The sequence below is a fragment of the Streptomyces sp. NPDC019224 genome (genome assembly GCF_040632605.1).
GTDB lineage: Bacteria > Actinomycetota > Actinomycetes > Streptomycetales > Streptomycetaceae > Streptomyces.
Map to the genome: position 1 here is coordinate 1 of NZ_JBEYCF010000006.1, position 26566 is coordinate 26566.

Below are 26566 nucleotides of genomic sequence, written 5' to 3' on the forward strand. Positions count from 1 at the left end.
TTCGTCCGGGTCGGCGGCGCGGGCGCCGGCAAGGCCACCACCGGCATGGTGATCAACAGCAACGACACGATCATCGACCACACCTGGCTGTGGCGCGCCGACCACGGCGAGGGCATCGGCTGGGACACCAACCGCGCCGACTACGGTCTCCAGGTCAACGGCGACAACGTCCTGGCCACCGGCCTGTTCGTCGAACACTTCAACAAGTACGACGTCCGCTGGACCGGCGAGAACGGCAAAACGATCTTCTTCCAGAACGAGAAGGCCTACGACGCACCCAACCAGGCCGCCATCCAGAACGGCGCCACCAAGGGCTACGCCGCCTACAAGGTCGACGACACCGTCACCACCCACGAGGGCTGGGGACTGGGCAGCTACTGCTACTACAACGTCGACCCCACCATCCGCCAGGACCACGGCTTCCAGGCCCCCGTCAAACCCGGCGTGAAGTTCCACGACCTGCTCGTCGTCTCCCTCGGCGGCCAGGGCCAGTACAACCACGTCATCAACAACACCGGAGCACCCACCTCGGGGACGGAGACCGTGCCGTCGCAGGTGGTGTCCTTCCCGTAGACAGTGAGCAGATACGGGGCTCCGGTCGCCGGAGTCCTTCCGCAGGACCGCCCGTCCCGTCCTTCCCGACGGGGCGGGCGCCGTCGTGTCAGGGCCGGCCGCCCGCCATCAGGGATTCGAGGCCGGCGAGCCCCTCCAGGACGAACGCGCCCAGACCGCGCACCCCGACGGTGTCGATCCAGCGCTCGAAGGCGACCTTGAAGACGGCGATCCCAGCCTCGGCCGCCAGACTCGCCGCCGGTTCACTGACGCCGCGCGCCCGCAGGGCCTCCCCCATCGCCGCGGCGAGCGAGGCCAGCTTAACCAGCTCCCGCTCCTGGAGCTCCGCGTTGGCCGCGATGATCCGCTGCCGCTGCCGGGCCAGCTCGCGCCGCTCGTCGAACACGGCCGCGGCCGCCTGCAGCGCCTCCGCCACCGCGTCGATCGGGGGCGCGGCCGGGGGAGCCCCGGCGAGGCCGCTCACCAGCCGTTCCCGGAGCAGGGCGGAGCCCGCGAACAGCACCTCGCGCTTGTCCGCGTAGTGCCGGAAGAACGTGCGCTCCGTGAGCCCGGCCCGCTTGGCGATCTCGGTGACGGTCGTCTGTTCGTAACCCCGCTCGCCGTAGAGCTCCATGGCGGCCTGCTCCAGCCTGCCGCGTGCGTTCGGCTCCCATCGACCCATACGGCGAGTCTATGGGATGACAGTCACTGACATCAGAGGTAGGTTGATGTCAGTCGCTGACATCGAAGGGCCGGCGGTGTTTCCCGCCGCCCGAACGTCAGCCTGTTCCAGGAGGTTTCCCATGCGTGTGTTCGTCACCGGCGCGTCCGGCTGGATCGGTTCCGCCGTCGTTCCCGAGCTCATCGAGGCAGGTCACCAGGTCGTCGGGCTCGCCCGATCGGAGACGTCGGCCGAGGCGCTGGCCGCCGCGGGGGCCGAGGTGCGGCGCGGGTCGCTGGACGACCTGGACGTGCTGCGCGAGGCGGCCGCCGACGCGGACGGGGTGCTCCACCTCGCGTTCAAGCACGACATCGCGTTCTCCGGGGACTTCCAGGGCGCCACCGACGCGGACCGCCTGGCCATCGACGCCTTCGGGGACGTGCTCGCCGGCTCCGGCAAGCCGTTCGTCATCGCGTCCGGGCTGCTCGGGCTCGCCCCGGGCCGGGTCGCGACCGAGCGGGACGGCCGGAGGGCCGAGCCGGAGGCGCCCGCCGGGGGCCCGGACGGCCGGCAGGACAACGGGCGGGCAACGATCGCCCTCGCCTCCCGGAACGTCCGCTCCTCCGTCGTCCGGCTGCCTCCGACGGTCCACGGCGACGGGGACCGGGGCTTCGTGGCCGCGCTCATCGCCACCGCCCGCGAGAAGGGCGTCTCCGGCTACGTCGGTGACGGCTCCCAGCGCTGGCCGGCCGTGCACCGCGCGGACGCCGCCCGGCTGTTCCGGCTGGCCCTGGAGAACGCTCCCGCCGGCTCCACGCTGCACGCGGCGGCCGAGGAGGGCGTCGGGCTGCGGGCCGTCGCCGAGGTCATCGGCCGCCGGCTCGGCCTCCCCGCGGTCTCCGTCGCGCCCGAGGACGCGGCCGGCCACTTCGGCTGGCTGACCGGCATGGTGAGCCTCGACTCGCCCTCCTCCAGCGCGCTGACCCGCGAACGGTTCGACTGGAAGCCGGCCGGGCCGGGGCTCGTCGAGGACCTGGACCAGGGCCACTACTTCGGCACGCCGGGGGCGTGAGGGCGCGGCGGCGGCCCGTACCGCGTCCGGCTACAGCCAGCCCTTCTCCCGGGCCGTCCGGACGGCCTCCGCGCGGTTGCGGGCGGCCAGTTTCTGGATCGCCATGGAGAGGTAGTTGCGGACGGTGCCCTGGGACAGGTGCAGCGCGGCGGCGATCTCCGCGTTGGTCGACCCGTCCGCCGCGGTGCGCAGGACCTCGCGCTCCCGGTCGGTCAGCGGGTTCGCCCCGTCGGCGAGGGCGGCGGCCGCGAGACCGGGGTCGATGACGCGTTCCCCGGCGAGCACCTTGCGTACCGCCTCGGCGAGCTGGGACGCCGGTGCGTCCTTGACCAGGAAGGCGTCCGCGCCCGCCTCCATGGCGCGGCGCAGATAGCCGGGCCGGCCGAACGTGGTGACGACGACGACCTTGACGTCCGGGAGGGCCGCGCGCAGCTGGGCCGTCGCGTCGATGCCCGTCATGCCGGGCATCTCGATGTCCAGGAGGGCGACGTCGATGCCGTGCTCCCGGGCCGCCGCCAGGACCTCGTCGCCGCGGGCGACCTGGGCGACCACCTCGATGTCGGGTTCCAGGCCGAGGAGCGCCGCCAGCGCCTCGCGCACCATGGACTGGTCCTCCGCGAGGAGAAGTCTGATCATGCTCATTCCGCGGATCCTAGGCCGGATTCGAACGGAACGCTGAGGACCATGGTGAAGCCTTTGCCCGAACGGGGGTGCGTGGCCCGGGTGATGAGGGTGCCGTCCACGGTGGCTAGGCGTTCGGCGAGACCGGTGAGGCCGTTGCCCGGCGCGGTGCCGGTGGCGCCGCGGCCGTCGTCGGCGACGGTGAGTTCGAGGACCCGTCCGTCGAGCGCCTGGCGCGGGGCGAGCGTGACCGTGCAGCGGTGCGCGCCGCTGTGGCGTACGACGTTGGTGACGGCTTCCCGCAGCCCCCAGGCGAGCACCTCCTCCGCCTTCTCGGGCAGGCCGTCGGGGGCGTCGGCGGGCACCTCGGCGGTGACTCCGGCGGCGGCCAGGGCGGTGCGGGCCCCGGCCAGTTCGCCGGGGAGGGTCGGCCGGCGGTAACCGGTGACGGCGCTGCGTACGTCCGCCAGCGCCTGGCGGCTGACCTGTTCGATGTCCGCGACCTGGGCGGCGGCCAGCTCGGGCCGGTCGGGGAGCATCCGGCCGGCCAGCTCGCTCTTCAGGGTGATCAGGGAGAGGGAGTGGCCGAGCAGGTCGTGCAGGTCGCGGGCGAGGCGCAGGCGTTCCTCGTTGGCGGCGAGCTGCGCGACGGTGGCCCGGGCCGCGCGCAGTTCGATCGTGGTGCGGACCAACTGCCGTACGCCCGTCATCGCGAAGCCGCCGAGCAGGGCGGGGAAGACCAGGGCGACGAGGGTGTCGCGCGCGTCCTCCAGGGTCGCGCCGACGCCCGCCATGACCGCGGTGACGACGGGGATCAGCCAGCGCGCGGTCCGCAGCGGGAGCGTGGCGCCCACCGAGACGGCCACGTACACGAAGAGGACCAGCCAGGGCGTGCCGAACGTCAGCGACAGCAGCACGGCGAGCGCCCCGAGGAAGGCGAGGGAGGCGCGGACCCGGAAGGGGTCGAGCGCCTTCGACGTGTGCCGGAAGACCAGGATCAGGTAGGCGCCGACGAAGACCAGCAGCCCGAGGACGCCGAGCGCGGTCGCCCACGGGGTGTGGTGGCCGGCGGCGAGGTCCTTGACCGGCGCGCTCATGAAGGCGAGCCAGATGCCGATCCACAGCAGCTTGATCCCGGCCTGGCGGGCGGCCGCGGGCGGCCGCTCCGGGCCCGCCGGTGTCTCGTCGTCGTTCACGCCTTCAACGCCTCCTTCCGGTAGGGCCAGGCCGCGCCGCCCGCGAAGAGCAGGAAGCGGACGCAGAGGACGGCGACGTCCCTGGCGTGCGGCGCGCCGCCCGTCTCGACGGCCTGGCCGAGTGCAGCGTACGCGTGCGTGGGAAGCCACTCGGAAATGTTCTGCAGCCACTGCGGGAAGGGCGCGCCGGGCATCCACAGGCCGCCGAGGACGGAGAACCCGAAGTGGACGATCATCGTGACCGGGCGGCCCGCGTCCCCGTGTGCGGCGACTTCCAGCTCGCGCGGGTAAAGGCCGAGGCCGTAGCCGGCGTGGACGGTCGCGTCGGCTGCCGTTACGCCGCCGCCCCCGGCCGGGGGTCCGGTCGGGGGCGGGTACGCGGAGTGCGGGCAGGTCAGCCGTTGCCGTCGAGGTCGATCGTGACGGTGCGCTCGGCCGGGGTCTTCCCGAGCAGCGCGGTCTTCATGGCGAAGGCCACGTCGTCCGCGCTGAGCTGGTGCTTCTTGCCGTCGCCCTTGGTGATCATGATGCCGTCGAAGACACCGGCGCAGAGCCGGTCGATGGCCTTCTTGTCGTAGTAGTCGACGAGCTTGCCGTCGATCGCCTTCATCGACAGGATCTGCGGCAGCGACTTGGCCGGGCCGAACGGGATCTGCTTCCCGCCGGCCCTGATGACGACCAGGCCGGACATCGCGGGCTCCGCGAACTCCTTCATCGCCCGGTCCAGTTCGGCCTGGGTGATGGTGGGTTCCCTGGTGACGACGGGCAGTTCGACGCTCGTCGTGCGGCCGGTCTCGACCTGGGCGCGGTAGGCGTCCCGGACGGAGACCATCGACTTGTTCACGTCGAGCGACTTGCCGGCCTTGCCCGGTACGGCGACGGCCTTGCCCGGCTCGAACTTGATCGTGCCGTCCTTCGCGGTGCCCGAGGCGCCGGCCAGGTCCTGCAGCGCGACGCCGAGCTTCTCCTCGTCGACCGGGAACACCGGCTCGACGGTCCGCTCGCCGCTGAAGAGCGAGCCGATGACGGAGACCGGGTTGTAGTCGCCGCCCGCCGCGGCGCGCACGGTGGCCTGGCTGTCCAGGGAGAGCCCGGCCCTGTCCGGCGCGAGCTGCGTCTCCTTGCCGTCCACGGTCAGCTTGAGCGGGGTCGCGGCGCGCTTGGCGAGCGCGGCGTCCAGCTTCTCGACGCCGTCCTCCTTCGTACCGCCGCCGATGTCGACGCCGAGGACGGTGGTGCCCTTGGGCACGTCGGAGTGGTTCATCAGCAGTCCGGCGCCGTACGCGACACCGAGCAGGGTGACGGCCGCGGCACCGAGCAGGACCAGCTTCGAGCGGCCCTTCTTGGCGGGCGCGGGCTTCGGTGCGGTCCGGGCCGCGGGAACGGGCGCGGGGGGCGTCGGCGCGACGCCACCGGGTCCGGCGGGTCCGGTGCCCGTCGGGCCGCCCGGGACGTTCCGGTCGCCGGGCACGACGGGGATGCCGCTGTTCAGCGTGTCACCCGAGACGTTGTCGCCGGGGCCGCCCGGGGGCGGCGCGAACTGCGGGGTGAGCACGGCGGTGTCGTCGGACATGCGCGGCGGCGCACCGCCGGGCCCGGGGCCGCCCGGGTTCCGCGGACCGGGGCCCGGCGGGAAGGGGCCGGGGCCGTCGAGGTTCGGGGTGAGCGCCGAGGTGCCGGCGGCCGGGCCCGTGGTGGGGCCGGCCGGGCCCGGGGTGCGGACGCCGAGGTCGGGAGTGGAGCGCGGGCCGCCCGGTCCTTCGCCGGGGCCGCCCGGCCCCGCCGGGAAGTCGCGCTGCGGTCCGTCCGAGAAGTACGGCAGGTCGGTACGGGGCCCCGAGGGCGGGGACACCCGGCCTGCACCGGGGCCACCGGGCACGGAACCGCCGGGCCGGGAGCCGGGACCACCGGCACCCGCGGGCGCACCGGGGCCCGCGGGCGCACCCGGGCCGCCCGCGGGACCGGGGCCGCCCGGTACCGGGAATCCCGCACCTTCCGTGTCGCCGCCGGGCCGTCCGTCCGTCGAGGGCTTCCCGGGCGCCGGGGACTTGCGCGGGGCGAACCAGTCGCTGCCGCTCTTCTCCTTGGCCGGCGTCTCGGCGGATTCCGCCGGGGTCGCGTCCTCGCCGGTCTCCGCGGCCGGACCCTGGGGCGTCTGCGGTGTGCCGCCCGGCCGCGGCGCCGAGCCGGTGCGCTCGCCGCCGCCGTCCGCGTCGCTCATCGGCGTACGCATGACAACCGGCGGGATGGGGCGCGAGCCGGGGATGTTGATCCGGATGCGCGTCGTCAGGGTCGTCTCGGTCTTCGGCTCTTCGGGCCGGTCCGGACCGGCAGGTTCCGGGGCCCCTTCCGGGGCGTCCTGCGACGGGTGCAGCGACGGATACTGGCGGGATCCGTACGGCGGCGTACCCGAGGGGTACGCGGCTCCTCCGCGACCCTGGGGCCCGGAGGACGAACTGTCAGTTTCACGACTCAAAGCAGGTTCTCCCGATTGGCTCCGCCGCCCGTACTTCCCCCGTGCCGCAGCCCGGGCGCGCGGACCACCATACTGGCCGCCGCCGGCGCACACCCCGCGACCGGGGGAAACGACTGCGCACCCCCCGGACGGACAGGGGGCATTACGGGACCGGACGGAGCACATTACTTGGCAGGTCGGCCGCTGTCGGCCCGCTGCCGGGGCGATCGCGACATGGTGGCGCAGATCACAGCGATGGCCGTGCCGCCCAGCATGAAGAGCCCGAGGCCGAGCGCGTCACCGAAGACATAGTCCCCTTCGGGCCGCCCGTTGAGCAGAACAACGACTGAAATCAGCCATCCCGCCGCCGGCGCCACGGCGCCCGGCTGGGTGCCCGTGAGCGTGCGCCCGCCGTGGAAGAGACCGGCCGCCGCCGCCAGGGCGAGCAGCAGCCCGCCGGGGAACCAGGCGGGCTGGACGAGCACCCCGGCGATGCCCACGACGGCCCCGAGGACCGCGAGGCCGAACAGGGCGGCGATCCGGCCCGGGTTGAGGGGTGCGGCCAGGCCGGTGGCCGGAATGTCCTTCTTCTCCGCATCGCTCCGGCCGCCTCCGGCCCGCGCCCGGCTGCTGCCACTCATCGCCCGGCTCCCGGCACGCCCGCGAAGAGATCGCGTTCGCGTTCGCCCGCCGGGGCTCCCGGGGTTCCGGCGGCCAACTCGTAGTACTCCGTGGTGAACACGGGCTGCCCCAGGTCGTTCGACAGGGCGAAGTAGGGCCCCTGGAGGGCGATCTGGGTGACGTGCGCCCGCATCGCCGCGGTCTTCGCGTCCTCGTGGCCCGTGCCGTCGATGACGGTGGTGACCAGGTCGTCGTCCACCACGCCCGGCACGTCGCCGATCCCGGCGATCGCCGGGAACACCTCGGGGTCCTCGGCCCGCAGAGCGGCGAACCCCTCCTCGGCGACCGAGCGCGGCACCCGGTTCCAGTAGATCTTGGCGATGGTGTGCGGGGCGCCCGCGCCGGGGCGGTGAGCGGCGTCGGCGGCCAGCTCCGCGGCGCGGGTGGCGACCCGGTGGGCCTGGATGTGGTCGGGGTGTCCGTAGCCCCCGTCGGGGTCGTACGTCACCAGGACCTGGGGGCGCACCTCGCGAATCACCTCGACGAGGTGGCCGGCGGCCTCGTCCAGGTCGGCCGACCAGAAGGCGTTGGGGCGGTGGTTCTGCTCGGCGCCCATCATCCCGGAGTCCCGGTAGCGGCCGGCGCCGCCGAGGAAGCGGTGGTCGGTGACGCCCAGCTCCTTCATGGCCGCCGCCAGTTCGCCGCGGCGGTGGGGGCCCAGGGTGTCGTCCCGGGCCGCGGCGAGATGGGCGAGGGCGGGCGGGATGACCTCGCCCTCCTCACCGAGGGTGCAGGTCACCAGCGTGACCAGGGCGCCTTCGGCCGCGTACCTGGCCATGGTGGCGCCGTTGTTGATCGACTCGTCGTCCGGGTGCGCGTGCACCAGGAGCAGCCGGCGGGCGGGGAGGTCCGTCATGGGGACCACCCTACGAGCCGGCGGCCCCCATGGCCGACGGCGGCCGGGCGCGGGACGGCGCCGGACCGCCGGCAGGCGACGGCCGCGTCAGAACTTGATGCCCCCGATCATGCCGGCCACGTTCGTGGTCAGCTCCGAGATGGTGGGTGCGATGGACGAACTGGCGAGATAGAAACCGAGCAGCGCGCAGACGACCGCATGTCCTCCCTTCAGTCCGGATTTCCGGATCAGCAGGAAGACGATGATCGCCAGCAGCACCACCGCCGAAATCGAGAGCGCCACGGCGGTTCACCTCCATCGGTACGGTCGGGACGGGCAGCACACATGGAGCCAGCGGGTTCATACCCACCGAGCGCTACGGATCATAACTATCCGTGGCACCGCATTGTCCGGGTCACAGCAGCACGAGGGGCGCACGGATGTGCGCGGCCGATAGGTTCGGCGCATGACTTCGTCAGAGATCACGTTTCCGCTCCAGTTGGCCCGGACCATGAGATTCACCCTTGGGGTGCCGCGCTCGTTCACGGTTTCACCCGACGGTGGACGCGTGGTCTACCTGCGCTCGGGTTCCGGCACCGACCGTTCGGGCCGGCTCTGGGTCCTGGACGTGACCGAGGGCGCCGCCCCGCGCGAGCGGCTGGTGGCCGATCCGGCGGCGCTGCTGGGCGGTTCGGCGGAGCGCCTGTCGGCGCAGGAGCGCGCCCGGCGGGAGCGCAGCCGGGAGGGTTCGTCCGGGATCGTGGGCTACGCGGTGGACGCGGCCGCGGAGTTGGCCGCGTTCGCGCTGTCGGGGAAGGTGTACGTCGCCGATCTGGTCGGGGGAACGGCGCGTGCGCTGCCCGTGCCCGGCCCGGTGATCGACCCGCGCCCCTCCCCGGACGGGCGACACGTCGCCTATGTGTCCAAGGGCGCGTTGCGCGTCGTCGGCACCGACGGCGAGGCCGACCGGGTGCTCGCGGAGCCGGAGGACGCCCATGTCACGTACGGGCTCGCGGAGTTCATCGCGGCCGAGGAGATGAGCCGCTCGCGGGGCTTCTGGTGGTCGCCGGACTCGGACCGGCTGCTCGTGGCCCGGGTCGACGACAGCCCCGTCCAGCGGTGGTGGATCGCCGACCCCGCGCACCCCGGCCGCAGGCCCGCCGAGATCGCGTACCCGGCGGCCGGCACGCCCAACGCCGTGGTCGGGCTCCACGTCGTGGGCCTGGACGGCCGGCGCACCGAAGTGGAGTGGGACCGGGCCCGGTTCCCCTATCTGGCGCGGGTGCACTGGTCCTCGTACGGGGCTCCGCTGCTCCTCGTCCAGGCCCGGGACCAGCAGAGCCAGCTGTGCCTGGCGGTGGACCCGGAGACCGGGGCGACCCGGACCGTGCACGCGGACGAGGACCCGGTGTGGCTGGAGCTGTTCCCCGGGGTGCCCGCGTGGGCGCCGGACGGGCGGCTCGTGCGGATCGCGGACGAGGGCGGGGCGCGGGTCCTCACGGTCGGTGACCGGCCGCTGACCGGGGCGCAGCTGCACCTCCAGGCGGTGCTGGACATCGGGGACTCGGACGTCCTGGTGACGGCGTCGGCGGGTGAGGGGGCGACCGCGCCGGAGACCGGCGAGAGCCATGTGTACCGGGTCAACGAGCTGGGCGTCGAACGGGTCTCGGAGGGCGTCGGTGTGCATACGGCGGTCCGCTCGGGCCGGGTGACGGTGCTGGTCTCGGCCACGCCGGAGCGGCCCGGGGCGACGGCGCGGGTGCTGCGCGACGGCAAGGAGGTCGCCGTCGTCGCGAGCCACGCCGAGCGGCCTGTGCTGACGGCGCGGCCGGCGCTCGTCGAAGGGGGCGCACGGCGGATTCCGTGCGCCGTGCTGCTCCCCGCCGGCTACTCGGAGTCGGACGGTCCGCTTCCGGTGCTCATGGACCCGTACGGCGGGCCGCACGGCCGGCGGGTCGTCGCCGCCCACAATCCGCACCTCACCTCGCAGTGGTTCGCGGACCAGGGCTTCGCCGTGGTCGTCGCGGACGGGCGCGGCACACCGGGCCGTTCACCGGCCTGGGAGAAGGCGGTCAAGCACGATCTGGCGCTCAGCCTCGACGACCAGGTGGAGGCCCTGCACGCGCTCGCGGAGCGCTTCCCGCTGGATCTCGGCCGGGTGGGCATCCGGGGCTGGTCGTACGGCGGTTTCCTGGCCGGGATGGCGGCGCTGCGGCGGCCGGACGTCTTCCACGCGGCGGTCGTCGGCGCCCCGGTGACCGACCTGCGGCTCTACGACACGCATTACACCGAGCGGTATCTCGGCGACCCGGTGAAGCAGCCGGAGGTGTACGCGTACAACTCGCTGGTCACCGACGAGGGCCTGTCGCACGCGGCCGAGCAGGTGCGGCCGATGATGATCGTCCACGGTCTGGCGGACGACAACGTGGTCGTCGCGCACAGCCTGCGGCTGTCCTCGGCGCTGCTCGCCGCCGGCCGGCCGCACGAGGTGCTGCCGCTGAGCGGGGTGACCCACATGACCCCGCAGGAGAAGGTGGCCGAGAACCTGCTGCTGCTCCAGGTGGACTTCCTGAAGCGGTCGCTGGGGGTCTGAGCGGCTCTCGGGCCGCCCCTACCAGCCGGGCGGCGGCTGGGAGGGCGGCGGGGGCGGGCCGAAGCCGCCGCTGCCGCCCTGCGGGTAGCCGTAGCCGGGCGGCCGCTGCCCGGGGTACGGGGGCCCGGCCGGGCCGGGCCACGGGGCGGGCCCCCGTCCCGGCCCGCCCGACCAGGGGTCGTGGCCCGGCGCACCGGCCTGCCCCGGCACGGCGAGGGCGAGCAGCGCGGCCAGGGCGGCGAGCCCCTGGAAGATCCAGCTGAGCAGCACGAGCCGGGTCTCGGCCTGCAGCGAACCGAAGTGGTCGAACATGTCGTAGTGCACGATCCGCGTCACCCCGAGCACCCCGCCGGGCAGCAGCAGCGCGGCGGCCACCAGGCCGAACGGACGCGCGTGCCGGGCCCGGGCCACCGCGCTGACTCCGGCGAGCCCGCACAGCAGGGCCAGCACCACGGTGGCCCAGCCCTGCGGCGGGCCGGTCAGCTGCTGCCCGATCCGGTCACCGCCCACGTACCAGTCGGGGAAGATCTCCGGGTACCGCACGACCTGGCGGATCTCCCACGCGATCAGGACGGCCCCGGCCGCGCCCAGCGCCAGGAACGCCAGGAGGCCCGCGCCGGGCCCCGGCCCGACGGGCGTCGGCTCGTAGGAGTCGGCCGGGGGCCTGCGGCCCGCACCGGCGGTGATGATCATCGCGGCGCCTGCGGCGAGGGCGACGAAGGCGCAGATCAGCGCCCGTGAGCGCAGGTCGTCGGAGTACGCGGACTCCATCCGCCGGTTGCCGATGGTCCAGAGCCCGGGCAGCCGGACGCCGAGTGTGACCACCCCGGCGACGACGAGCGCGGGGGCGCCGGCCGTGGTGCGCAGCGCGGCCACGGCGACGGCCACGTACACCACGAACAGGACGACATCCATGGACGAGGTCGCGGGCGCGGCCTGCGGACGGGCTTCCTGGAACCCCGCCCAGTACCGCCACAGTTGGCCGAAATCCGTCGCCCTGGCATCCCGTACGAGCCAGCACGCGACGATCACCGCGAGCACGGCGGACAGGACGGCACCGGTGGCTCTCGCTCCGCGGGTGAGTATCACACCAGGGATACTTCCGCGCGCCCGCCCTCCGGACAAGAGGGCCTGCGGCGGTTGAACGGCAACCGGCCGGGGGGCGTCACGCCCCGCCGGCCGGTCCACGGCACCCGCACGGCCGTACGTTGTTCATGGTGCCGCGTCCGTATATCGGGGAAGTTGCCCGCGTGTTAACGGCGGGTCAGCTCACCCGGGTGCTTCCGGAGGGCGGCGGGCCCTCGTCGCTCCCCGACGGCGGCGGGCCCTCGGTCCCGGTGGGCGCCGGGCTGTCCTCCCCCGGCGGCTGCGGGCCCGCTTCGCCCCCGGCCGGTTCCTCGGGGGCCGGCCCCTCCCCCCGGCCCTCGGCCTCCGCCGCCTCCATGGCCTCCGCCTTCTCCGCCGCCCGCTCGGCCGCCTCCTCCTGGCCGCCCTCCCCCGGCACCGACTCCAGCGTCCCCTCCGGCGGGACCACGCGCTTCTCCTCCGCGAAGTGGCAGGCCGAGTCGTGCCGGGCCGGGCTGTCCGTGTCGCGGAAGGCGGCCGGGACGGCCAGCAGCGGCACCTCCAGCTCGCACCGTTTCTGCGCCTTCCAGCAGCGGGTGCGGAAGCGGCAGCCGGAGGGCGGGTTGGCGGGCGAGGGCACGTCGCCGTGCAGGATGATCCGCTCGCGGAACTCCCGTGCCATGGGGTCCGGCACGGGCACGGCGGAGAGCAGGGCCTGCGTGTAGGGGTGCGTGGGGTGGTCGTAGATCTCCGCGTCCGTGCCGATCTCGACGAACCGGCCCAGGTACATGACGCCGACCCGGTCCGAGATGTGCCGGACGATCGAGAGGTCGTGCGCGATGAAGACGTAGGAGAGGCTGAACTCCGCCTGGAGCCGGTCCAGCAGGTTGACGACCTGCGCCTGGACGGAGACGTCGAGCGCGGAGACCGGTTCGTCGGCGACGATGATCTCCGGGTTGAGCGCGAGGCCGCGGGCGATGCCGATGCGCTGGCGCTGGCCGCCGGAGAACTGGTGCGGATAGCGGTTGATGTACTCCGGGTTGAGGCCCACGACGTCCAGCAGGTCCTGGACCCTGCGCCGCCGGCTGCCCTTCGGGGCCACCTCCGGGTGGATCTCGTACGGCTCCCCGATGATGTCGCCCACCGTCATACGGGGGTTGAGCGAGGTGTACGGGTCCTGGAACACCATCTGGATGTTGCGGCGCACGGCCTTCAGCGCGCGGCCGGACAGCTTGGTGACGTCCTCGCCCTTGTACCGGATGGAGCCGGCCGTCGGCTGCTCCAGGTGCACCAGCAGCCGGGCGACCGTCGACTTGCCGCAGCCGGACTCCCCCACCACACCGAGCGTCTCGCCGGCCCCGAGGTCGAAGGAGACCCCGTCGACCGCCTTGACCGCGCCGACCTGCTTCTTGAACAGGATGCCCTGGGTCAGCGGGTAGTGCTTGACGAGGTCGCGCACCTCCAGGATCGGTTCGCCTCCCGCGTACGCCTTCTCCTGCCGCGAGGTGGACAGGAGGGCGCGCGCCGTCTCGTCCTCCTCGCGCCCCGAGTGGTCAGCGTGCATCGAGCGTCTCCTTCCAGAAGTGGCAGGCGCTCTGTCGGTGCTCGGCCACGTCGTACAGCGGCGGCACGTCGGTGCGGCAGACGTCCTGGGCCATCGGGCAGCGCGGGTTGAAGGCGCAGCCGGGCGGGATGTGCAGCAGGTTGGGCGGCAGGCCCTTGATCGCGTACAGCTCCTGGCCCTTCTGGTCCAGGCGCGGGATCGAGGCCAGCAGACCCTTGGTGTACGGGTGGGCGGGCGCCTGGTAGATGTCGTGCACGGGCGAGGTCTCGACGATCCGGCCCGCGTACATCACCGCGATCTTGTCGGCGACGTCCGCCACCACCCCCAGGTCGTGGGTGATGAGGATCAGGCCCATGTTCAGCTCCCGCTGGAGTTCCGCGAGGAGGTCCATGACCTGGGCCTGGACGGTGACGTCGAGGGCGGTGGTGGGTTCGTCGGCGATGATCAGGGAGGGTTCGAGGGCCAGCGCCATGGCGATCATGATGCGCTGGCGCATGCCGCCGGAGAACTGGTGCGGGTAGTTGCCCACCCGGTCCTTGGCGGCGGGGATGCGGACCCGGTCCATCAGCTCGACGGCCTTGGTCCTCGCGTCCTTGCGGGACATGCCGCGGTGCACGACGTACATCTCGCCGAGCTGCTCGCCCACGGTCAGGACGGGGTTGAGGGAGGAGAGGGCGTCCTGGAAGATCATGGCCATCTCCTGGCCGCGGATCCTCCGGCGCTCCTCCTTCCTCATCTTCAGCAGGTCCCGGTCCTTGAACAGGATCTCGCCGCCGCTGATCCTGCCCGGGGGCATGTCGAGGATGCCCATGACCGCCTGTGCGGTGACCGACTTGCCGGAGCCCGATTCGCCGAGCACCGCGAGCGTCTCGCCCTCGGCCACCGAGTAGTTGACCCCGTTGACGGCTTTGACGACCCCGTCCCGGGTGTGGAACTCCACGTGCAGATCGCGCACTTCGAGCAACATGGCAGCGGACTCCTCAGCGCAGCTTGGGGTCGAGGGCGTCGCGCACCGCGTCGCCGAGCATGATGAAGGCCAGCACCGTGACGGCCAGCGCGCCGGCGGGCCAGAGGAGCATGTGCGGGGCGTTGCGGATGTACTGGGAGGCGGCGGAGATGTCGATGCCCCAGGAGACGGCGGGCGGCTTCAGGCCCACGCCGAGGAACGACAGGGTCGCCTCCAGGGAGATGTACGTGCCGAGCGCGATGGTCGCGACGACGATGACCGGGGCGACGGCGTTCGGCGCGATGTGCCGCAGCATCATCCGTCCGTTGGAGGCGCCGAGGGCCCGGGCGGCCTGGACGTAGTCGTTGTGCTTGGCGGTGATGACGGAGCCGCGGGCGATGCGGGCGATCTGCGGCCAGCCGAGCAGCACGATGAAGCCGATCACCGGCCAGATGGTGGAGCTGGTCACCACGGACAGGAAGACCAGGCCGCCGAGGACGACGGGGATGCCGAAGAAGATGTCGGTGAGGCGGGAGAGGATCGCGTCCCACCAGCCGCCGAAGAAGCCCGCCAGACCGCCGAGGACGCTGCCGATGAGGGACACGCCGAGGGTGGAGCAGATGCCGACGGTGACGGAGTTGCGGGCGCCGTAGACGACGCGGGTGTAGACGTCGCAGCCCTGTCCGTCGTAGCCGAAGGGGTGGCCCGACTGGGAACCCTCCTGGGCCTTCCCGAGGTCGCAGTCGAGCGGGTCGCCGGACGCGATGAGCTGCGGCCAGATCGAGATGACCACCAGGAACAGGATGATCAGGGCCGAGACGATGAAGACCGGGTTGCGGCGCAGGTCGTGCCAGGCGTCGGACCAGAGGCTCTGCGGTTTGGTGCCGGGTCCCGTCCCCTCGGGGCCGCCGGGGGTCTTCTCCAGGCTGTCGCCCTCCGCGAGCGCGAGGTCCGTCGGCGCGCCGGCGCCGCCCGCGGAGATCGCCTCGTCCGGTGTCTGCTCAGGCATAGCGGATCCTCGGGTCGAGTACGGCGTAGAGGAGGTCGACGATCAGGTTGGCCGCCAGGAAGACGAGCACCAGGATGGTGACGAAGCCGACCACGGTCTGCGAGTTCTGTCGCAGGATGCCCTGGTAGAGCTGGTAGCCGACGCCGTGGATGTTGAAGATCCGCTCGGTGACGATCGCCCCGCCCATCAGGGCTCCCACGTCCGTGCCGATGAAGGTGACGACGGGGATCAGCGAGTTGCGCAGCAGGTGCCGGACGATCACGCGCCGCCGGGGCAGGCCCTTGGCGGTCGCGGTGCGGACGTAGTCGGCGCGGGCGTTCTCGGCGATCGAGGTCCGGGTGAGCCGGGTGACGTACGCCAGCGAGACGGAGGCGACCACCAGGCCCGGGATGATCAGTTCGTTCAGCGGGGCCTCGGAGGAGACGGACGGTTTGATGACGCCCCACTGGACGCCGAGCAGCAGCTGGAGCAGCAGGCCGGTGACGAAGGTCGGGATGGAGATCACGACCAGCGTCAGGATCAGCACGGTGGTGTCGATGGGCCGGCCGCGGCGCAGGCCGGTGACGACGCCGAGGCTGATGCCGATGACGATCTCGAAGACGATCGCCACGAGGGTGAGGCGGATGGTGATGGGGAAGGCGGTGGCCATCAGCTCGGTGACCTTCTGCCCGTTGAACGCGGTGCCGAAGTCGCCGGTGAAGACGTTGCCCATGTAGGTGAGGTATTGCTGCCAGACCGGCTTGTCGAGGCCGAATTCCGTGCGGAGTTGGGCGGCGGTCGCCGGGTCGCACTGGCGGTCGCCGCAGAGACCCGCGATGGGGTCACCCATCACGTTCACCATCAGGAAGATCAACAGCGTGGTGCCGAAGAAGACCGGGATCATCTGCAGCAGCCGCCGGATCACATAACGTCCCATGAAGGGCTCCGGGGGTCGCGGGGGACGGAGGCTGAGGAGTCGGGGGGACGGGGAAGCCGGGCCGCCGGTGCGTCACCGCACGGGGCGCCCGGCTCCGTCCCTTACTTGACCTTGATCTGCTCGTACACCGGGACGCTGAACTGGTTCAGCGAGACATCGGTGACGTCCTCCGAGTAGCCGGCGCTGCCGTTCTGGTACCAGAGGGGGATGACGGGCATCTGCTGGACCAGGACCTTCTCGGAGTCCTGGAAGATGGAGACGGCCTCGGCCCTGTCGGATTCGGCGTTGGCCTTGTCGATGAGGTCGTCGAACTGCTTGTTGCTCCACTTGCCGTCGTTGGACGAGGCGTCGGTGTAGTACACGGGCTGCAGGAAGTTCTGGATGAGCGGGTAGTCCATCTGCCAGCCCGCGCGCCAGGCGCCGCTCAGCTTCTGCTCGGAGACCTGGCTGCGGAAGTCGGCGAAGGTGCCGACGGGGGCGCCCACGCACGCCCTGTTGTTGCCCATGACCTTGTTGATGCTGTTGCAGACGGCGTCGACCCATTCCTTGTGCGAGCCGGTGTCCGCGTTGTACGAGATCTTGAGCTGGCCGCCGGGGATGCCGCCGCCGTCCTCGATCATCTTCTTGGCCTCGGCGGCGTTGTACGTGCACTCCTTGCCGCAGAGGCCCTTCTTGAAGCCGCCGTCCTCGCCGAGGACCGGGGAGGTCCAGTCGGAGGCGGGGGTGCGGGTCTTCTGGAAGATCTGGTCGGTGATCTGCTGCCGGTTGATCGCCATCGACAGGCCCTGGCGCACCTTGACCGCGCCGGGGGTGTTCCACTGCTTGTCGTAGAAGGGGAAGGTGAGCGTCTGGATGATGCCGGCCGGGGTGTTGATGTAGCGGTCGCCGAGGTCCGACTCGACGTTCTTGAGCTGGGAGGCGGGCACGTCGTCGACGAGGTCGAGGTTGCCGGCCGTCAGGTCGGTGTAGGCGGTGTTGTTGTCGGTGTAGACCTTGAGGTCGATGCCGCCGTTCTCCGCCTTGTCGTCCCCGGGGTAGTCGTCCCACTTGCGCAGGCTCATCGAGGAGCCCTTGCTGTACTTCTCGATGGTGTACGGGCCGTTGCCGACGGGCTTGGAGAGCCAGCCGGCGTGGTCGGTGTAGAAGGTCTTGGGGAGCGGGGCGAAAGCCGGGTAGCCGAGGGTGTCGGGCCACAGCGAGAACTTCTGCGACAGTTTGACGGTGAAGGTCTTGCCGTCGACGACCTTGAGGCCGGACATGGTGGTGGCGCTCGCCTTGCCGGACTCGGGGTGGACCTTGTCGTAACCGTCGATGTAGCCGAAGAAGTAGGCGTTCTTCTGGTTGTTCTTCAGGAGGGCACCGTAGTTCCAGGCGTCCACGAAGGACTTGGCGGTGATCTTCTCGCCGTTGCTGAAGGTCCAGCCGTCCTTCACCGTGACGGTGAAGTTCTGGTTGTCCTTGGTCTCGATCTTCTCGGCGAGCATGTTCGTGGCCTCGCCGGTCTTCGGGTCGTACTTCTTCAGACCCCGGAAGATCATGTCGAGCACCTTGCCGCCCTGCACCTCGTTGGTGTTGGCGGGCTCCAGGGGGTTCTGCGGGTCACCCCAGGAAGAGCTGACGATCCCGTCGGCGCCACCTCCGCCACCGCTGTCGCCCCCGCCGCAGGCCGTCGCCGCCAGGGCGACGGCCGCCGCGCATGCGGCCCACTTGACGTGTGTGGCTCCGCGCATGGAGTGCCTCCTCATCGTGCTCAGGCTTACGTGAGGACAAATATCACCCCATAACTACACTTATGCATGCACACACCCGCCATACGGCGGAACCCGAACCCCAAGGGCACCACGAAATTATTTGCGGCTGCAATCAGCACGCTTCGGAGCGGAGGAGAGCATTCCGACAGCGGCACCGCCGGGGAGGACGGGCCGGCCGGGAGCCGCACCTCCTCATGAGGAAAGGCGCCCCGGAACCGATCGGTTCCGGGGCGCCTTTCGTCGCGCGCGGCGGGTTACGAGGCCGCGTGCACCACGTCCTTCTCCTCCGCGAAGTGGCAGGCCGACTCGTGGGCGGCCGGCGTCTTCACGTCCTTGAAGCGCTCGGGGACCGCGAGGAGCGGCACCTCGGTGGCGCACTTGTCCTGGGCCTTCCAGCAGCGGGTGCGGAAGCGGCAGCCCGAGGGCGGGTTGGCCGGCGACGGGACGTCACCGGAGAGGATGATCCGCTCGCGGCCGTCGCGGGAGTCCGGGTCGGGGACCGGGACCGCCGACAGCAGCGCCTGGGTGTAGGGGTGCGTCGGGTGGTCGTAGATCTGGGTGTCCGTACCGATCTCGGCCATCTTGCCGAGGTACATGACGCCGACCCGGTCCGAGATGTGCCGGACGATCGACAGGTCGTGCGCGATGAAGAGGTAGGACAGGTTGAACTCGTCCTGGAGCTTCTCCATCAGGTTGATGACCTGCGCCTGCACCGACACGTCGAGCGCGGAGACCGGCTCGTCGCAGATGATGATCTCCGGGTTGAGCGCGAGGCCGCGGGCGATGCCGATGCGCTGGCGCTGACCGCCGGAGAACTGGTGCGGGTAGCGGTTGATGTACTCCGGGTTGAGGCCGACGACGTCCAGGAGCTCCTGGACCCTGCGCCGCCGGTCGCCCTTGGGGGCCACCTCCGGGTGGATCTCGTACGTCTCGCCGATGATGTCGCCCACCGTCATACGGGGGTTGAGCGAGGTGTACGGGTCCTGGAACACCATCTGGATGTTGCGGCGCACGGCCTTGAGCGCGCGGCCGGACAGCTTGGTGATGTCCTGGCCCTTGTAGAAGACCTCGCCCGCGGTGGCTCGCTCCAGGGACATCAGCAGCTTGGCGACGGTGGACTTGCCGCAGCCGGACTCGCCGACGATGCCCAGCGTCTCGCCCGCGTACAGGTCGAACGAGATGCCGTCGACGGCCTTGACCGCGCCGACCTGCTTCTGGAACAGGATGCCCTGCGTCAGCGGGAAGTGCTTGACGAGGTTGCGCACCTGGAGGATCGGCTCCCCCTGCGACACCGGCGCGTCGATGGCGGCCACGGCCTCCGCCTCGGTCGCCGCGTCGACGGTCTCCACGTCGGAGACGTTGGGGGTGGCGTCCACGGACTTCTTCGAGATGTCAGCCATGGATCGTCTCCTTCCAGAAGTGACAGGCGCTGCGACGGCCGGTCAGCTCGGTGCCGTCCTGCTCGGTCACCGCGTGGAGCGGCGGGATGTCCGAACGGCAGATGTCCTGGGCCATGGTGCAGCGCGGGTTGAAGGCGCAGCCCGACGGCACGTGCAGCAGGTTGGGCGGCAGGCCCTTGATCGCGAAGAGCTCCTGGCCCTTCTGGTCCAGGCGCGGGATCGAGGCCAGCAGACCCTTGGTGTACGGGTGCGCGGGGCGCTTGTAGATCTCGTGCACCGGGGCGGTCTCGACGATCCGGCCCGCGTACATCACCGCGATCTTGTCGGCGACGTCCGCGACGACGCCCAGGTCGTGGGTGATCAGGATCAGGCCCATGTTGTACTCGCGCTGGAGCTCCGCGAGCAGGTCCATCACCTGGGCCTGGACGGTCACGTCGAGCGCGGTGGTCGGCTCGTCCGCGATGATCAGGTCCGGCTCCAGGGCGAGCGCCATGGCGATCATGATGCGCTGGCGCATACCGCCGGAGAACTGGTGCGGGTAGTCCGAGATCCGGGCCGCGGCGGCCGGGATCTTCACCTGGTCCATCAGCTCGATGGACTTGGCGCGGGCTTCCTTCTTGGACAGGCCCTGGTGGACCCGGAACATCTCGCCGAGCTGGTAGCCGACGGTGAGGACCGGGTTCAGCGAGGACAGCGCGTCCTGGAAGATCATGGCGATCTTCTGGCCGCGGATCTTCCGCCGCTCCTCGTTGGACATCTTGAGCATGTCCTGGCCGCGGAAGAGGATCTCGCCCTGCGGGATCTTCCCGGGCGGCATGTCGAGGATGCCCATGATGGCCTGCGCCGTCACGGACTTGCCGGAGCCGGACTCACCGAGGACGGCGAGGGTCTCGCCGGCGTCCACGCTGTAGTTGACTCCGTTGACCGCCTTGGCCACACCGTCGCGGGTGTGGAACTCCACGTGCAGGTCACGGACTTCGAGCAGGGGACCGCTCTCGTCGCCGGACCCGCGCGGAGCAGGAACAGCCGCCGTCTTGTCGATGGTGGTCATGTACGCCTCCCTCAGCGCAGCTTGGGATCGAGGGCGTTGCGCACCGCATCGCCGAGCATGATGAACGCGAGCACGGTGATCGACACCATGACCGACGGGATGATCAGCACGTAAGCGGCGTTACGCAGCTGCTCCTGGCCGGACGAGATGTCGACACCCCAGGACACGGTCGGTTCGGCGAGACCGATGCCCAGGAAGGACAGGGTGGCCTCGGCCGAGATGTAGCCGCCGAGCGCGATGGTCGCGACGACGATCACCGGGGCGATCGCGTTGGGCATGATGTGCTTCAGCAGGATGCGGGTGGTCGAGGCGCCGAGCGCCTTCGCCGCCATCACGTAGTCGGCCTGCTTGATGGTCATCACCGAGCCGCGCGCCACACGGGCGATCTGGGTCCAGCCGAGGAAGGCCAGGGCCAGGATGACGACCCAGATGTGGCGCTCCTCGAACGAGGTCAGGACGACCATCGCGCCGAGGATGAAGGGGACGCCGAAGAAGATGTCGGTGACCCGGGACAGGATGGTGTCGATCCAGCCGCCGAAGTATCCGGCGAGCATCCCGACGACGGTGCCCAGGATCGTCACCAGCGCGGTGACGACCACGGCGACGGTGATCGAGGCGCGGGCGCCGTAGACCACGCGGGCGTAGATCGAGCGGCCCTGGATGTCGTAACCGAACCAGTCGGCCTGGAAGAAGTGGCCCCACTTGGGCCGCTGCAGGTAGTGGTGGGCCAGGTCCGCGTAGCGCGGGTCGGCGCCGGTGAACAGGCCGGGGAATATCGCCATGACCAGCAGGAAGATGATCAGGACGGCCGAGACCACGAAGAGCGGGCTGCGCCGCAGGTCGTACCAGGCGTCCGTCCAGAGGCTGCGGGCCTTGGCGACCTCCGCGGTGGGAGCCGGGACGGCGGCGATGGGTGCGGAGGCGTCCGCGGAGGTTTCCTTGAGCGTCTCAGGCATACCGGATCCTCGGGTCCAGGACCGCGTAGAGCAGGTCGACTATCAGACTGGCGGCGAGGTAGACGAGCACGATCAGCGTGACGATGCCGACGACCGTGGCCCCTTCGCGGTGGCGGAGGGCGTCGAAGACTGCGGAGCCGACGCCCTTGACGTTGAAGATGCCCTCGGTGACGACGGCTCCGCCGAGCAGGGCGCCGAGGTCGGTACCGAGGAAGGTGACCACCGGGATCATCGAGTTGCGCATCAGGTGGACGCCGATGACGCGACGGCGCGGCAGCCCCTTGGCGACGGCGGTACGCATGTAGTCGGAGCGCAGGTTCTCCGCGATGGAGGTGCGGGTCAGCCGCGCCACGTAGGCGAGGGACAGCGAACCGAGCACGACCGCCGGGAGGAACAGCTCGCTCGAGTTCGCTTCCAGACTGACGTTGGGATCGACCCAGCCGAGCTGGAAGGCGAAGAAGTACTGCCCGAGGAAGCCCAGCACGAAGGAGGGCACCGAGATGAGCAGGAGAGTCAGGACGAGCAGTACGCGGTCGCGGAAGGTGTCGGCCTTCAGGCCGGCGAAGACACCGATGGAGATCCCGACGAGGACCGTGAACAGGAAGGCAAACAGGGCCAGCCGGATCGTGATCGGGAAGGATTCCGAGATGATGTCGGCCACCGGTCGCCCACTGGCGATCTGGGTGCCGAAGTCGCCCTGGAAGAGCCCTACGAGGTAGTTCCAGTACTGGTGCCAGAGTGGCAGGTCGAGACCGAGGTCCTTCTTCATCGCCGCGATCTGCGCGGGGTCGACGGTCTGCTCACCTGCGAGTGCGCGCACGGGATCGCCGGGCAGCGCGTACATCATGGCGAAGACCAGCAAGGTCGACCCGAGGAAGACCGGGATCATCTGGAGCAGTCGCCGCGCGACGTAACGCCCCATGTTTGCCTCCGATTGGGGGGAATGCAGCCCAGGGGACCGCGCTCCGGATAGCGGAGCGCGGCCCCCGGGACCTACTGCCTGTATGGGCGTGCTGACGGCCGAGTAGGCCCTCAGGCGTGGTTACTTGACCGTGACGTCCGTCATGACGTAGTCACCGCGGAAGTCGATCGACACGTTGTCGACGCTCTTGCCGTAACCGCCGTTGATCTTGTAGTTCCAGAGCGGGATCGCCGGCATCTTCTTCAGGATGAGCTTCTCCGCCTCCTGGTACGCCTTGATCGATTCGTCCAGGGTGGCCGCGTTGTCGCCCTTCTTGAACTCGGCGTCGACCTCCTTGTCCGAGAACCGGCCGTTGTTGGCCTCGGCGGTCGTGCTGTAGAGCTCGCGCATGAAGTTGACGTTCAGCGGGTAGTCGGCCACCCAGCCGCCGCGGTACATGCCCTTGACCTGGTCGTTGTCACGAGCCTCCAGGTCGGTCTGGAAGTCCGGCTTCGCGTCCGGGATGCAGTCGACCCCGGTCGAGTTGCGGATGGACTCGCAGACCGCGGTCACCCACTCCTTGTGCCCGCCGTCGGCGTTGTACTGGATCCAGACCTTGTTGCCCGGAACGCCGCCGCCGTCCTTGATGAGCTTCTTCGCCTGGGCCGGGTCGAACTTGAACGCGTCGGTGTCCAGGTGCTGGTTACCGGCGACGCCCGGGGGCGTGAAGCTGGTGGCGGGCTCACGGGTGCCGTTGAGCACGGTCTTGGTGATCGTGTCACGGTCGATGCCCATGGACAGGCCCTGGATGACCTTCGGGTCGACGTCCTTGAAGGGCTTCGCGTAGAACGCCGGGACCAGCGACTGGACGGCCGCGTACGGCTCGTCGACCGTGCGGTCACCGAGGTCCTGCTTGTACTTCGGCAGGTCCTTCGGGCCGACCTGGCGGATCATGTCCAGGTTGCCGGACAGCAGGTCCTGGTACGCGGCCTCGACGGTCGCGTAGTTCTTGAAGAGGATGCCCTTGTTCTTGGCCTTGTTCGGGCCCTGGTAGTCAGGGTTGGCCTTGACGCGGATCAGCTTCTTGTGGTCCCACTTCTCGAAGATGTAGGGGCCGTTGCCGACCGGCGCCTGACCGAACGCCTTGGGGTCCTTGTAGAACGTCTCGGGCAGCGGGGCGAAGGTGTAGTAGCCCAGCTTGTACTCGAAGTACGGGACCGGCTTGGTCAGCTCGATCGTGAACGTGTTGTCGTCCACGGCCTTCAGGCCGGACATCTCCGTGCCCTTGGGGTCGCCCTTCTCCGGGTGGACGTCCGCGTAGCCCTTGATGTCCTCGAACCAGAAGGCGTTCTGCTGGTTGTTCTTGATGTTGGCGTACCAGTTCCACGCCTTGACGTAGGAAGCGGCGGTGACCGGGGTGCCGTCGTGGAACTTCCAGCCGGCCTTGAGCTTCACCGTCCACGTCTTGTTGTCGTCCGACTTCACGGACTCCGCGTTGGTGTAGACGATGTTGCCCTTGTGGTCGAACTCGAGGAGCTGGGTGAACAGGGCCTGGATGACGTAGCTGCCCAGCTGCTCGTTGGTGTCGGCCGGGATCAGCGGCTTCTGCGGCTCGCCGACGTCGACGGAGACGTAGCCGGCGGGCTTGCCCTTCTCCTTCGAGGCGGCGTTGCCGCCGTCGTCACCGTCGCCGCCGCCACAGGCAGTCGCAGCCAGGGCGATGATGGCCGCTCCCGCGACCCACTTGGCGCTCTTGGCACCACGCATGGGTTTCCTCCTCATGAGTCCACTTTTGACTACAAGAAGGGCACTGGGTCGATTCACCGACACCCCTGACGGTGATCGTTTCAGTGCCCTTAGTGTGCTCGTGAGTCGGCGCACTCCCCACAGCGCGTGACCCATTGACCCGAGCTCAATGAGCCAACTATTAAGTACGTCTGGGCTGTAAACCACACTTAAAGGGTCTCGGTTTGACAACATCCGTCACTCGCATGGACCAAAATCCGGACAAAGTGATCCCAGACAGACACCCCCGAAACGGACTGTTAACACATGTTTCGGAGAGCAACCTCCGATAACCGGACGCTTGCCTCTCAAATGCTGGACGGGCGTCCGTAAAACGGGTTGACCAAAGCCCAGGGCCCCCACAGTGTCCGTGGGGGCCCTGGGCTTGGCAATGCCTGGTGCCGGCGGGTCATCGGCCGAAACGGCCTACCGGTGCCTGCTCAGCCGTGCTTGGCGCGCGAGGCGGTGCGGCCGCGCTCCTTCTGGTCGAGGACGACCTTGCGGATGCGGACGGCCTCCGGGGTCACCTCGACGCACTCGTCGTCGCGGCAGAACTCCAGGGACTGCTCCAGGGAGAGCTTGCGCGGCGGGACGATCGCCTCGAACGAGTCGGCCGACGAGGACCGCATGTTCGTGAGCTTCTTCTCCTTGGTGATGTTCACGTCCATGTCGTCGGCGCGCGAGTTCTCGCCGACGATCATGCCCTCGTACACCTCGGTGCCGGGGTCGGTGAACAGCACGCCGCGCTCCTGGAGGTTCGTCATCGCGAAGGCGGTGACGGCACCGGCGCGGTCGGCGACCAGCGAGCCGTTGTTACGGGTCGTCAGGGTGCCGAACCAGGGCTCGTGGCCCTCGTGGATGGAGTGCGCGATACCCGTACCGCGGGTGTTCGTCAGGAACTCGGTACGGAAGCCGATGAGGCCGCGCGACGGCACGACGAACTCCATGCGGACCCAGCCGGAGCCGTGGTTCGACATGTTGTCCATGCGGCCCTTGCGGACGCCCATGAGCTGCGTGACGGCGCCCATGTGCTCCTCGGGCACGTCGATCGTCATGCGCTCGACCGGCTCGTAGGTCTTGCCCTCGACCTGCTTGGTGACCACCTGCGGCTTGCCGATGGTCATCTCGAAGCCCTCGCGGCGCATCTGCTCGACCAGGATGGCCAGCGCCAGCTCACCGCGGCCCTGCACCTCCCAGGCGTCGGGGCGCTCGGTGTCCAGGACGCGCAGCGACACGTTACCGATCAGCTCGCGGTCCAGGCGGTCCTTGACCTGGCGGGCGGTGACCTTGCGGTCCTTGACCGCGGCCTTGGCGTCCGCGCCCTTGCCCGTGCCGCCGCGGCCGACCAGCGGCGAGGTGTTGGTGCCGATCGTCATCGAGATCGCGGGCTCGTCGACCGTGATCAGCGGCAGCGCGACCGGGTTCTCCGGGTCGGCCAGCGTCTCGCCGATCATGATCTCCGGGATACCGGCGACGGCGCAGATGTCACCGGGGCCGGCCATCTCGGCGGGCTTGCGGGTGAGCGCCTCGGTCATCATCAGCTCGGTGATGCGCACGTTCTGGATCGAGCCGTCGCGCTTGATCCAGGCGACCGTCTGGCCCTTGCGCAGCTCGCCCTGCTCGACGCGGAGCAGCGCGATACGGCCGAGGAAGTTGTCGGCGTCGAGGTTGGTGACGTGGGCCTGGAGCGGCGCGCCGTCCTCGTACGTCGGAGCCGGGACGTGCTCCAGGATCGCGGAGAAGAACGGCTCCAGGTTGGTGGAGTCCGCCGGGACCGTGCCGTCCTCCGGCTTGGTCAGCGAGGCGATGCCGTCACGGCCGCACGCGTAGACGATCGGGAACTCGATCTGCTCCTCGTCCGCGTCCAGGTCGAGGAAGAGGTCGTACGTCTCGTTGACGACCTCGTCGATGCGCGAGTCGGGGCGGTCCGTCTTGTTGATGCACAGGATGACGGGCAGGCGCTGCTGGAGAGCCTTGCGCAGCACGAAGCGGGTCTGCGGGAGCGGGCCCTCGGAGGCGTCCACGAGCAGGACCACCGCGTCGACCATCGACAGGCCGCGCTCGACCTCGCCGCCGAAGTCGGCGTGGCCCGGGGTGTCGATGATGTTGATCGTGATGACGTCGCCGCCATCCTTCGGGTGGTACTTGACTGCCGTGTTCTTGGCCAGGATCGTGATGCCCTTCTCACGCTCCAGGTCGTTCGAGTCCATCATGCGGTCGTCGAGCGACTCGGCGGCGTGCGCGGCGAACGAGCCGGCCTGCTTGAGCATGGCGTCGACGATGGTCGTCTTGCCGTGGTCGACGTGGGCGACGATGGCTACGTTACGGATGTCGTGGCGCGTGGGCATGGGTGGCTTGCGCTTCTCTCGGATCGGGGATTCAGGCGCCTGGGTCGGTCTTGAGTCCTCGTACGCCCGCCGGGCGGACGCGCCACGGCTACTCCCATGGTACGGGGCGGCCGCGACTGCGGCTCCCCCGGCAAGTTTCCCGGGTCAGGCCCGATCCGGACGAGAGCCCTCGGGTGGGTACGGCCCTGCCCGCCGGCGGACCGGCGGG

21 protein-coding genes and 2 pseudogenes are annotated in these 26566 nt (G+C 70.4%); 3 read left to right on the top strand and 20 right to left on the bottom strand.

Features of this window, described 5'->3' with window-relative positions; translation table 11 throughout:
- Window positions 1-573: pseudogene (locus ABZ564_RS05660) on the top strand (coagulation factor 5/8 type domain-containing protein); the annotation flags it as partial.
- A gap of 88 nt (window positions 574-661) precedes the next feature.
- Here ABZ564_RS05660 and ABZ564_RS05665 read toward each other — a convergent pair.
- Complete coding sequence (locus ABZ564_RS05665) at window positions 662-1234, bottom strand: helix-turn-helix domain-containing protein (protein WP_360849957.1); 573 nt, start codon at window positions 1232-1234, stop codon at window positions 662-664.
- Window positions 1235-1355: 121 nt separating this feature from the next.
- On the opposite strand from ABZ564_RS05665, the gene ABZ564_RS05670 reads away from it, so the two are divergent.
- On the top strand, window positions 1356-2285 hold the full coding sequence (locus ABZ564_RS05670; protein ID WP_360849960.1) for an SDR family oxidoreductase: 930 nt from the start codon (window positions 1356-1358) through the stop codon (window positions 2283-2285).
- A 30-nt stretch (window positions 2286-2315) separates the two neighbouring features.
- Here the strand turns inward: ABZ564_RS05670 and ABZ564_RS05675 are convergent, their stop codons facing one another.
- The 7 genes and pseudogenes from ABZ564_RS05675 to ABZ564_RS05705 all read right to left on the bottom strand — a co-directional run bounded on the left by ABZ564_RS05675 (window position 2316) and on the right by ABZ564_RS05705 (window position 8376).
- Window positions 2316-2927 (bottom strand): response regulator transcription factor, encoded by a 612-nt coding sequence (locus ABZ564_RS05675; RefSeq protein WP_360849963.1) that lies wholly within the window; start codon window positions 2925-2927, stop codon window positions 2316-2318.
- Window positions 2924-4102 carry a sensor histidine kinase gene (locus ABZ564_RS05680; RefSeq protein ID WP_360849966.1) on the bottom strand — a complete coding sequence of 393 codons (1179 nt, stop codon included), beginning with the start codon at window positions 4100-4102 and terminating at the stop codon, window positions 2924-2926. Before ABZ564_RS05680 ends, ABZ564_RS05675 begins: the two co-directional genes overlap by 4 nt.
- Window positions 4099-4368 (bottom strand): annotated as a pseudogene (locus tag ABZ564_RS05685) (ABC transporter permease); the annotation flags it as partial. The pseudogene ABZ564_RS05685 and the gene ABZ564_RS05680, both read right to left, overlap by 4 nt.
- A 128-nt stretch (window positions 4369-4496) precedes the next feature.
- The gene (locus ABZ564_RS05690) at window positions 4497-6323 is read right to left on the bottom strand and encodes a hypothetical protein (protein ID WP_360849969.1); all 1827 of its coding nucleotides are present in this window, start codon (window positions 6321-6323) and stop codon (window positions 4497-4499) included.
- A gap of 419 nt (window positions 6324-6742) precedes the next feature.
- Entirely contained in the window at window positions 6743-7198 is a 456-nt protein-coding gene (locus ABZ564_RS05695) for a DUF6113 family protein (RefSeq protein WP_360849972.1), read from the bottom strand.
- Window positions 7195-8094, bottom strand: a complete 900-nt coding sequence (gene mshB, locus ABZ564_RS05700; RefSeq protein WP_360849975.1) for an N-acetyl-1-D-myo-inositol-2-amino-2-deoxy-alpha-D-glucopyranoside deacetylase — start codon at window positions 8092-8094, stop codon at window positions 7195-7197. The genes ABZ564_RS05695 and mshB overlap by 4 nt, the downstream gene beginning before the upstream one ends.
- Before the next feature lie 87 nt (window positions 8095-8181).
- Entirely contained in the window at window positions 8182-8376 is a 195-nt protein-coding gene (locus ABZ564_RS05705) for a hypothetical protein (RefSeq protein WP_018100847.1), read from the bottom strand.
- Between the two features lie 163 nt (window positions 8377-8539).
- Between ABZ564_RS05705 and ABZ564_RS05710 the strand changes: the two genes are divergently transcribed.
- Window positions 8540-10666, top strand: a complete 2127-nt coding sequence (locus ABZ564_RS05710) for a prolyl oligopeptidase family serine peptidase (protein WP_360849978.1) — start codon at window positions 8540-8542, stop codon at window positions 10664-10666.
- 18 nt (window positions 10667-10684) lie between these two features.
- Here the strand turns inward: ABZ564_RS05710 and ABZ564_RS05715 are convergent, their stop codons facing one another.
- The 12 genes from ABZ564_RS05715 to typA all read right to left on the bottom strand — a co-directional run bounded on the left by ABZ564_RS05715 (window position 10685) and on the right by typA (window position 26358).
- Complete coding sequence (locus tag ABZ564_RS05715; protein ID WP_360849981.1) at window positions 10685-11755, bottom strand: hypothetical protein; 1071 nt, start codon at window positions 11753-11755, stop codon at window positions 10685-10687.
- A 175-nt stretch (window positions 11756-11930) separates the two neighbouring features.
- Window positions 11931-13295, bottom strand: a complete 1365-nt coding sequence (locus ABZ564_RS05720; protein ID WP_360849984.1) for a dipeptide ABC transporter ATP-binding protein — start codon at window positions 13293-13295, stop codon at window positions 11931-11933.
- Entirely contained in the window at window positions 13285-14262 is a 978-nt protein-coding gene (locus ABZ564_RS05725; protein WP_360849987.1) for an ABC transporter ATP-binding protein, read from the bottom strand. Before ABZ564_RS05725 ends, ABZ564_RS05720 begins: the two co-directional genes overlap by 11 nt.
- Before the next feature lie 13 nt (window positions 14263-14275).
- Window positions 14276-15250 (bottom strand): ABC transporter permease, encoded by a 975-nt coding sequence (locus ABZ564_RS05730; protein ID WP_360849990.1) that lies wholly within the window; start codon window positions 15248-15250, stop codon window positions 14276-14278.
- The gene (locus tag ABZ564_RS05735) at window positions 15243-16166 is read right to left on the bottom strand and encodes an ABC transporter permease (protein WP_360849993.1); all 924 of its coding nucleotides are present in this window, start codon (window positions 16164-16166) and stop codon (window positions 15243-15245) included. Before ABZ564_RS05735 ends, ABZ564_RS05730 begins: the two co-directional genes overlap by 8 nt.
- A gap of 101 nt (window positions 16167-16267) precedes the next feature.
- The gene (locus tag ABZ564_RS05740; protein WP_360849996.1) at window positions 16268-17896 is read right to left on the bottom strand and encodes an ABC transporter substrate-binding protein; all 1629 of its coding nucleotides are present in this window, start codon (window positions 17894-17896) and stop codon (window positions 16268-16270) included.
- A gap of 275 nt (window positions 17897-18171) precedes the next feature.
- Window positions 18172-19317, bottom strand: a complete 1146-nt coding sequence (locus tag ABZ564_RS05745; protein WP_360849999.1) for a dipeptide ABC transporter ATP-binding protein — start codon at window positions 19315-19317, stop codon at window positions 18172-18174.
- A complete protein-coding gene (locus ABZ564_RS05750; protein ID WP_360850002.1) occupies window positions 19310-20368 on the bottom strand; it encodes an ABC transporter ATP-binding protein in 1059 nt (352 codons plus the stop codon). The genes ABZ564_RS05745 and ABZ564_RS05750 overlap by 8 nt, the downstream gene beginning before the upstream one ends.
- An 11-nt stretch (window positions 20369-20379) precedes the next feature.
- Window positions 20380-21324: an ABC transporter permease gene (locus tag ABZ564_RS05755; RefSeq protein ID WP_360850005.1), complete on the bottom strand. Its 945-nt coding sequence runs from the start codon at window positions 21322-21324 to the stop codon at window positions 20380-20382.
- Complete coding sequence (locus ABZ564_RS05760; protein WP_360850008.1) at window positions 21317-22246, bottom strand: ABC transporter permease; 930 nt, start codon at window positions 22244-22246, stop codon at window positions 21317-21319. Before ABZ564_RS05760 ends, ABZ564_RS05755 begins: the two co-directional genes overlap by 8 nt.
- Before the next feature lie 120 nt (window positions 22247-22366).
- Window positions 22367-23992, bottom strand: a complete 1626-nt coding sequence (locus ABZ564_RS05765) for an ABC transporter substrate-binding protein (RefSeq protein WP_360850011.1) — start codon at window positions 23990-23992, stop codon at window positions 22367-22369.
- 458 nt (window positions 23993-24450) lie between these two features.
- Complete coding sequence (typA, locus tag ABZ564_RS05770) at window positions 24451-26358, bottom strand: translational GTPase TypA (RefSeq protein WP_360850014.1); 1908 nt, start codon at window positions 26356-26358, stop codon at window positions 24451-24453.
- Between the last annotated feature and the right edge of the window lie 208 nt (window positions 26359-26566).

Excerpts from the sequence above, each read along its gene's own strand:
- mshB (WP_360849975.1), bottom strand. The coding sequence starts at position 8,094 with ATGACGGACCTCCCCGCCCGCCGGCTGCTCCTGGTGCACGCGCACCCG.
- ABZ564_RS05755 (WP_360850005.1), bottom strand. The coding sequence starts at position 21,324 with ATGCCTGAGACGCTCAAGGAAACCTCCGCGGACGCCTCCGCACCCATC.
- ABZ564_RS05730 (WP_360849990.1), bottom strand. The coding sequence starts at position 15,250 with ATGCCTGAGCAGACACCGGACGAGGCGATCTCCGCGGGCGGCGCCGGC.
- typA (WP_360850014.1), bottom strand. The coding sequence starts at position 26,358 with ATGCCCACGCGCCACGACATCCGTAACGTAGCCATCGTCGCCCACGTC.
- ABZ564_RS05665 (WP_360849957.1), bottom strand. The coding sequence starts at position 1,234 with ATGGGTCGATGGGAGCCGAACGCACGCGGCAGGCTGGAGCAGGCCGCC.
- ABZ564_RS05710 (WP_360849978.1), top strand. The coding sequence starts at position 8,540 with ATGACTTCGTCAGAGATCACGTTTCCGCTCCAGTTGGCCCGGACCATG.
- ABZ564_RS05720 (WP_360849984.1), bottom strand. The coding sequence starts at position 13,295 with ATGCACGCTGACCACTCGGGGCGCGAGGAGGACGAGACGGCGCGCGCC.
- ABZ564_RS05725 (WP_360849987.1), bottom strand. The coding sequence starts at position 14,262 with ATGTTGCTCGAAGTGCGCGATCTGCACGTGGAGTTCCACACCCGGGAC.
- ABZ564_RS05750 (WP_360850002.1), bottom strand. The coding sequence starts at position 20,368 with ATGACCACCATCGACAAGACGGCGGCTGTTCCTGCTCCGCGCGGGTCC.
- ABZ564_RS05740 (WP_360849996.1), bottom strand. The coding sequence starts at position 17,896 with ATGCGCGGAGCCACACACGTCAAGTGGGCCGCATGCGCGGCGGCCGTC.
- ABZ564_RS05745 (WP_360849999.1), bottom strand. The coding sequence starts at position 19,317 with ATGGCTGACATCTCGAAGAAGTCCGTGGACGCCACCCCCAACGTCTCC.
- ABZ564_RS05695 (WP_360849972.1), bottom strand. The coding sequence starts at position 7,198 with ATGAGTGGCAGCAGCCGGGCGCGGGCCGGAGGCGGCCGGAGCGATGCG.
- ABZ564_RS05675 (WP_360849963.1), bottom strand. The coding sequence starts at position 2,927 with ATGAGCATGATCAGACTTCTCCTCGCGGAGGACCAGTCCATGGTGCGC.
- ABZ564_RS05760 (WP_360850008.1), bottom strand. The coding sequence starts at position 22,246 with ATGGGGCGTTACGTCGCGCGGCGACTGCTCCAGATGATCCCGGTCTTC.
- ABZ564_RS05690 (WP_360849969.1), bottom strand. The coding sequence starts at position 6,323 with ATGAGCGACGCGGACGGCGGCGGCGAGCGCACCGGCTCGGCGCCGCGG.
- ABZ564_RS05765 (WP_360850011.1), bottom strand. The coding sequence starts at position 23,992 with ATGCGTGGTGCCAAGAGCGCCAAGTGGGTCGCGGGAGCGGCCATCATC.
- ABZ564_RS05735 (WP_360849993.1), bottom strand. The coding sequence starts at position 16,166 with ATGGGACGTTATGTGATCCGGCGGCTGCTGCAGATGATCCCGGTCTTC.
- ABZ564_RS05670 (WP_360849960.1), top strand. The coding sequence starts at position 1,356 with ATGCGTGTGTTCGTCACCGGCGCGTCCGGCTGGATCGGTTCCGCCGTC.